6 protein-coding genes and 1 pseudogene are annotated in these 6,390 nt (G+C 60.0%); 1 reads left to right on the top strand and 6 read right to left on the bottom strand.

What is annotated here, in order from left to right; genetic code table 11:
- Positions 1-149: 149 nt before the first annotated feature.
- From K5E40_RS31350 to K5E40_RS31330, 5 genes and pseudogenes are all read right to left on the bottom strand, one after another.
- On the bottom strand, positions 150-470 hold the full coding sequence (locus tag K5E40_RS31350; RefSeq protein WP_169843014.1) for a DUF2388 domain-containing protein: 321 nt from the start codon (positions 468-470) through the stop codon (positions 150-152).
- A gap of 66 nt (positions 471-536) precedes the next feature.
- On the bottom strand, positions 537-980 hold the full coding sequence (locus K5E40_RS31345; protein WP_221734060.1) for an NfeD family protein: 444 nt from the start codon (positions 978-980) through the stop codon (positions 537-539).
- Positions 981-983: 3 nt separating this feature from the next.
- A pseudogene (locus K5E40_RS31340) lies at positions 984-1,903 on the bottom strand (SPFH domain-containing protein).
- 91 nt (positions 1,904-1,994) lie between these two features.
- Positions 1,995-3,779, bottom strand: a complete 1,785-nt coding sequence (locus tag K5E40_RS31335) for a GspE/PulE family protein (protein ID WP_221734059.1) — start codon at positions 3,777-3,779, stop codon at positions 1,995-1,997.
- A 92-nt stretch (positions 3,780-3,871) separates the two neighbouring features.
- Positions 3,872-4,210 (bottom strand): hypothetical protein, encoded by a 339-nt coding sequence (locus tag K5E40_RS31330; protein WP_221734058.1) that lies wholly within the window; start codon positions 4,208-4,210, stop codon positions 3,872-3,874.
- Positions 4,211-4,336: 126 nt separating this feature from the next.
- Between K5E40_RS31330 and K5E40_RS31325 the strand changes: the two genes are divergently transcribed.
- Positions 4,337-4,801 (top strand): Lrp/AsnC family transcriptional regulator, encoded by a 465-nt coding sequence (locus K5E40_RS31325; RefSeq protein WP_221734057.1) that lies wholly within the window; start codon positions 4,337-4,339, stop codon positions 4,799-4,801.
- Positions 4,802-4,898: 97 nt separating this feature from the next.
- Here K5E40_RS31325 and K5E40_RS31320 read toward each other — a convergent pair whose 3' ends face one another.
- Positions 4,899-6,269: an inorganic triphosphatase gene (locus tag K5E40_RS31320; RefSeq protein WP_221734056.1), complete on the bottom strand. Its 1,371-nt coding sequence runs from the start codon at positions 6,267-6,269 to the stop codon at positions 4,899-4,901.
- Positions 6,270-6,390: the final 121 nt, after the last annotated feature.

Raw genomic sequence — 6,390 nt, 5'->3', positions numbered from 1 at the left:
CCCGCGAAAGTGGTGTGTCAGTCAGTAGAAAGGTTGGCTGGACTGACGCCTTCGCGAGCAAGCCCGCTCCCACAGGGTTCTGTGGTGAATCTGAAATAGCGAGCAAAAAAATACCGCTCAATCGAGCGGCATTTTTGTGGGCGAAAGGCTTATTCGGAAGCCACGGCGTTCTTCGCCAGAATCGCATTCGCCAATTCCATGTCCGTCGCTTGCAGGCCCGGGTTGTCGGCGCGGACTTTCTGCATCGCTGCTTCCAGATACGGACCGCGAATGCCGCCGTCACTGGCAACGAAACTGCCGGCATCGTCCTGTGCCGCGACGATCAATTTGTGATCCTTGAAGGTCAGGTAAGTCGAACCGGTGGTAGCACCGGACGAAATGACGTTACGCCAAAAGCTGTCCGCCATGGCCGAACCAACGGGAAGGGACAGCAAGGCCAGCGTGGCGACAGCAAGTTTGAGACGCATGATGAGGTGACTCCTGGGGGTTAACTACGGCGTTGGATCGTCATTTTCCCGATCCGGTTCCGTACGCAATCATTCGGCATGCTCAACCAACAAAATCGCGCCTTGTTGCCCGGTCACGCGAACACGCTCGCCAACCGGTGTGTCAGGCCCTCTGGCGATCCACACGCCATCAGCAACCTTGATCTTGCCGTGACCGTCGGCAATCGCTTCGCTGACCACGAACACGTTGCCGATCAATTCCTGCCCCCGCAGGTTCAGGAGTGGTTGATCACTGCGACGCACCGCGGTGCGTTGGCGTCGCCACCAATACAGCGCGGTCAGGATCGAAAACAGCGCAAACAGCACCAGCTGGATTTCCCACGGCAGCGTCGGCAAGACAAACGTTGTGACCCCGACAGCGGCAGCCGCCATGCCGATCCAAAGCAGATAGCCGCCAGCCCCGAACACTTCGAGGATCAGCAACACGGTGCCCAGCCCCAGCCAGCTCCAGAAGGTGAACAGTTCGGTCGGCATGACTCAGACCTTCTTGCCGTCAAAAGTCGCTTTGACAATTTCGGTAATCCCACCCACCGCGCCGATCATCGAACTGGCTTCCAGTGGCATGAGGATGACTTTGCTGTTGTTGGCCGAGGCCAGTTTGCCCAGTGCGTCGATGTATTTCTGCGCGACGAAATAGTTGACTGCTTGTACGTTGCCGCCGGCGATGGCTTCGGACACCACTTTGGTCGCCTGGGCTTCGGCTTCGGCCTGACGCTCGCGGGCTTCGGATTCAAGAAACGCGGCCTGACGGCTACCTTCGGCTTCCAGAATCTGCGCCTGCTTCTTGCCTTCTGCGGTGAGGATCGCCGAGGCTCGCAGGCCTTCGGCTTCTAGGATCTGCGCACGTTTGATACGTTCGGCTTTCATTTGACCGGACATGGCAGCCATCAGGTCAGCGGGCGGGCTGATGTCCTTTATTTCGATCCGGGTGATTTTAATGCCCCATGGGGCGGTGGCTTCGTCGACGGTGCGCAGCAGCCGTTCGTTGATGTTGTCACGCTGGCTGAGCATGGCGTCCAGCTCCATGGAGCCGAGCACGGTGCGGATGTTGGTCTGTAGCAAATTGCGAATGGCGTGTTCGAGGTTGTTCACCTCGTAGGCGGCCTGGGCCGTGTTGACCACCTGGAAGAAACACACGGCGTCGATCTGCACCGTGGCGTTATCGGAGGTGATGACTTCCTGGGGCGGGATATCCAGCACGCTTTCCATCACGTTGATCTTGCGACCGATACGATCCATCACCGGAATGATGATGTTCAGCCCAGGTTTGAGGGTGTTGGTGTAGCGCCCGAAGCGTTCGACCGTCCACTCGAAACCTGCGGCACGACTTTGAAACCCATGAACAGAATGGCGATTGCCAGGACCACAAACAGTAAAAGCACACTTCCGGTCTGCATAACGATTCCTTGTTGGATGGATCAATGGGGTTGCGATGGCGCCAGTGTAACGGCGTGGCCCGGGTTTAAGAACAGCTTGATGGCAATCTGATTATTTGTGCTCACTCTGCGGCGTCACCCGCAGCACCTCCTCAATCGTCGTCAGCCCTGCCGCCACTTTCTGTGCGCCGGACAGGCGCAAGCTGCGCATGCCTTCCTTGAACGCTTGGCGGCGGATCGCCGTGAGGTCGGTGTCCGGGGTGATGAAGGCTTTGAGGCTGTCGCTCAGTTGCATGATTTCGTAAACCCCCGCGCGGCCGCGATAACCGGTGTCGCGGCACTCCAGGCAACCGATGGCGCGATGGGCACTGCCCGGCAGCGGCGCCTGCCAGGGGCGGGTCAGGGTTTGCCAGTCCTCATCTTCGAGCGTCAGCGGCGCCTTGCAGTGCGGGCACAAGGTGCGCACCAGACGCTGGGCCATGACCCCGAGAACGGTGGCTTTGATCAAGTAATGCGGTACACCCAGTTCAAGCAAGCGGCTGATCGCACTCGGTGCGTCATTGGTGTGCAAGGTCGACAGCACCAAGTGCCCGGTCAGCGCAGCCTGAATCGCCATTTCGGCGGTTTCGAGGTCGCGGATCTCGCCGATCATGATGATGTCCGGGTCTTGCCGCATCAGCGCGCGTACCCCGGCGGCGAAACTCAGATCGATGTTGTGCTGCACCTGCATCTGGTTGAATGCCGGCTCGACCATTTCGATGGGGTCTTCGATGGTGCAGAGGTTGACCTCCGGCGTCGCCAGTTTCTTCAGCGTGGTGTACAGCGTGGTGGTCTTGCCCGAACCGGTCGGCCCGGTGACCAGAATGATGCCGTTGGGCTGTCGGGTCATGTCCTGCCAGCGGCGCAGGTCGTCGGCGGAAAAACCCAACTGATCGAAGTTCTTGAGCAGCACTTCCGGGTCGAAGATCCGCATGACCATTTTTTCGCCAAACGCGGTGGGCAGCGTTGATAACCGCAACTCGACTTCGCCGCCGTCTGGGGTCTTGGTCTTGACCCGGCCGTCCTGGGGTTTGCGCTTTTCGGCGACGTTCATCCGGCCGAGGCTTTTCAGGCGGCTGACAATCGCCATCGTCACCTGCGGCGGGAATTGATAGACGTTGTGCAGCACCCCATCGATGCGAAAACGTACCGTGCCTTGCTCGCGGCGCGGTTCGATGTGGATATCACTGGCGCGCTGTTGAAAGGCGTACTGGAACAGCCAGTCGACGATGTTGACGATGTGCGCATCGTTGGCGTCCGGCTCCTGATCGCTGGCACCGAGGTTGAGCAGTTGCTCGAAATTGCCCAGGTTACCGTTCTGCTGATCGCCACTGCTCGCGCCGCTGACCGATTTGGCCAAGCGAAAGAACTCGACGCTGAAGCGCTGGATATCTACCGGGTTGGCGACCACCCGTTTGATCGGCAGCTTCAAGACATGGGTCAGGTCGGCTTCCCAGCCGTTCACATAGGGCTGGGCGCTGGCCACGGTCACCGAGTCGCGGTCGATTCCTACGGCGAGGATCTTGTGCCGTTGGGCGAAGGCGTAGGACATCAGCGGGGTGATGGCGGCGACGTTGATCTTCAGCGGGTCGATGCGCAGGTACGGCTGCCCGGCCTGCTGCGCCAGCCATAGGGTCAGGCTTTCCAGATCGAGGTGCTTGCCCGGACGGCTGAGGTCGTCCAGTTGTTGGCTGGCGATGAATTCCAGTGGATGCATCTGGCCATGGGCAGCATGACGGCGGCGCGCATTCAGCGCCTGCTCCGCCGAGTTCTGGCTGATGAAGCCTTGGGCGACCAGTTCACGCAGCACATCGTTGAGTTCCAGCCAGCGGTCCTGAATAGCGAGTTGAACGGACATGCGGGCTTCCTTTTAAGCGACGTTGCGCCAAAGGATAGTCGCGGCCCGGCAGACCGTTGGGCCACTACCCGACGAAGCCGTTGCCGGATTTGTCAGCCGGCAGCCTGCGCTGGCGCATCCCACGCGCTGTCGGCGTTTTGCAGATTCACCGAGCAGACGCTGATCAGGTTACGAAGTTTTTCCGCAATCACTTGAGCGCGATGCCAGCTCAGGCCGCCCATGATCAGGTCGATCGACAGCAGATCGTCCAGCCGCTGCACGTTGACCTGCTCGGGCGTGAGCAATTGCAGTGCGAACAGGTTCAGCACTCGCACCAGCAAATCCGGCTCGGCCTCGGCGAGGATCTGATAGTGCGCCAGGCAAAGGGCGTTGCTGACGTTCCAGACGTCGGCGCGGGCGGGTAGGGGGGTTACGGCTTCGAGGTGCGGCATGACGAGTCTCCAAAATCACTGGAGGAATTTTTACATTCGGTGCCGGGTATTTCTTATCTATGATGGGCGCTATTGGCGAATGGTCCGGAAGATCAATTCGCAAAGTGGTCTATTTGAGGTTTTTTTATGCATAGCGAACTGGACGGCTACGACCGCAAGATTCTCGCCCTGCTGCAAGAGGACGCTTCGCTGTCCAGTGCGCAGATCGCCGAACAGGTGGGGCTGTCGCAATCACCGTGCTGGCGGCGGATTCAGCGGATGAAGGAGGAAGGGATCATTCGCGGACAGGTGACGTTGCTGGATCGCAAGAAAATAGGCCTGAACACGCAGATCTTTGCCGAGATCAAACTCAATGCGCACGGGCGTTCGAACTTCACCGAATTCACCGAAGCGATTCGTGGTTTTCCGCAAGTGCTGGAGTGTTATGTGCTGATGGGCGCGGTCGACTTTCTGCTGCGCATTGTTGCGGCGGACATCGAGGCGTATGAGCGGTTCTTCTTCGAGAAGCTGTCGCTGGTGCCGGGGATTCAGGAAGTGAACTCGATTGTGGCGTTGTCGGAGATCAAGTCCACAACGAGCCTGCCGGTTTGAGTTTTCAGGCGTCTGTAATGGCCTCTTCGCGAGCAGGCTCGCTCCCACATTTGGAATGAGTTTCCCTGTGGGAGCGAGCCTGCTCGCGAAAGCGGTGTTACATGCGCAGCAACATTTTCCACGCGCGATTCTGATAAACCGCAATCGCCTGCTGCTTGCGCGCATCGAGCAATTCGTCAGTGATGGTCGGCTCGTTGGCCAGTTGCGCCAGTTTGTTCAGCTCGCCGTACAGGCGATCCATTTCCGGGATCTCCAGCACGTTGCGCGCGTGGTGCAGCCAGACCTGAATGCGCTCGATACGCGGCAGTTGCTCGGCCAGATCTTCCGGCTGTTGCTGATAGCGCTGCAATTGCAGGGACGTTGCTTCTTCGCCCAACAGGCGCGGCAACCAACTGTGCAACTGCGCACCACCCTGACGATTACCGCGCGTGTTGCGCTCGGCGGTCCAGGTGCGGGCCAGCAACCAGCGCGAGGTGTTCAGCGAGAACAGGCCCCAGCGCGGGTCTTGGAGTTCTTCGAGGAACTGCTCCGGCGCGGCTTTGCGCACGTCTTCGTCTTCGATACCGGCCTGAACCAGCGGACGCCAGTCTTCCAGCAGTGCATCGAGGGCGACGCGCAGGTCGTGGGTCGACGGACGCGGCGCAGCCTGACCGAGGCTGCTGAGCAGGGCGCGCATTTCCGCCAGGTTTTCGACCCAGTCCAGCAACAGGCGCCAGTGACCGTTGAAACGGTACTGTTCGGCCAGACGCTGGCTGCTGCCGAGCAAGTGCCAGCACAGCGCGGCGAAGGCGTCGTCCAGTGGCGTTTCGGTTGTCAGTTGCGGCGCCGGCAGGCTCAGCGAGTAGCTGTTGGCGTCATATAGACGGTAGCCTCGCTCGGCCTTGCTGATGTCGCACGGCATCAGGGCCAGGGTTTCAGCCAGTTCGGCGGCCAGTTCCAGCAGCGCGGCAGGCTCGCCTTCGCGCAGCTCCAGCTCTAGCTCGCAGATTTCTTCTTTCTGTTTGCCGACCACGACGTGGCCCAGATCCAGCGCGGCTTCGATGACCACTTTGCTCTTGCCACGGCCCCAGGCGATTTCGGCGCGCTCGCGGACGAAATCGGTGGTGAAGATCGGCTTCAGGGTTTTCTTGTCCAGTTCGGCCAGTTCCTCGGGCCAGCATTCGCCGTCGAGTTTCTTCACGTCGAGCTTGGCTTTGGGCAGGTTCCAGTCGTATTCATTACGCTCGGACAGACCGGCAACGCTCTGGCCACGGGTCTTGAGGGTCTGAATCACCTCATCGCCATCCTTGCGCAGGCGCAGGGCGACTTTGGCCTGGGCCAGGTCGCGCTCCGGGGTGTCGAAGTATTGGTTCATCAACTCACGGCGTTCCCAGCCACTTTTGTTGCGTTTTTTCAGTAGCGGGTGCTCGCGCAGGGCAGCGAGGGTTTCGCGGCTGACGCGGAGTTTGATTTCGGTTTCTTTCTGCATGGCCGGAAAATCCAGGATCGGGAGCGCAGCCGGGGGAATGTGTGGCTGCCAAGGTCGTGCAGTGTACAGGACTGATTCGTCCTACGCCCTGCGGCGGTTTATTCCTGGCGCCGGATGGTTC

The organism is Pseudomonas baetica (assembly GCF_019733355.1).
Taxonomy (GTDB): domain Bacteria; phylum Pseudomonadota; class Gammaproteobacteria; order Pseudomonadales; family Pseudomonadaceae; genus Aquipseudomonas; species Aquipseudomonas baetica_A.
The sequence above is the reverse complement of the archived record's forward strand: the minus strand, read 5'-3'. Positions and strand labels throughout refer to the sequence as shown.

What these genes read in the sequence shown, in the direction of transcription:
- K5E40_RS31335 (WP_221734059.1), bottom strand. Translation starts at nt 3,779, where the DNA reads ATGTCCGTTCAACTCGCTATTCAGGACCGCTGGCTGGAACTCAACGAT.
- K5E40_RS31345 (WP_221734060.1), bottom strand. Translation starts at nt 980, where the DNA reads ATGCCGACCGAACTGTTCACCTTCTGGAGCTGGCTGGGGCTGGGCACC.
- K5E40_RS31330 (WP_221734058.1), bottom strand. Translation starts at nt 4,210, where the DNA reads ATGCCGCACCTCGAAGCCGTAACCCCCCTACCCGCCCGCGCCGACGTC.
- K5E40_RS31320 (WP_221734056.1), bottom strand. Translation starts at nt 6,269, where the DNA reads ATGCAGAAAGAAACCGAAATCAAACTCCGCGTCAGCCGCGAAACCCTC.
- K5E40_RS31325 (WP_221734057.1), top strand. Translation starts at nt 4,337, where the DNA reads ATGCATAGCGAACTGGACGGCTACGACCGCAAGATTCTCGCCCTGCTG.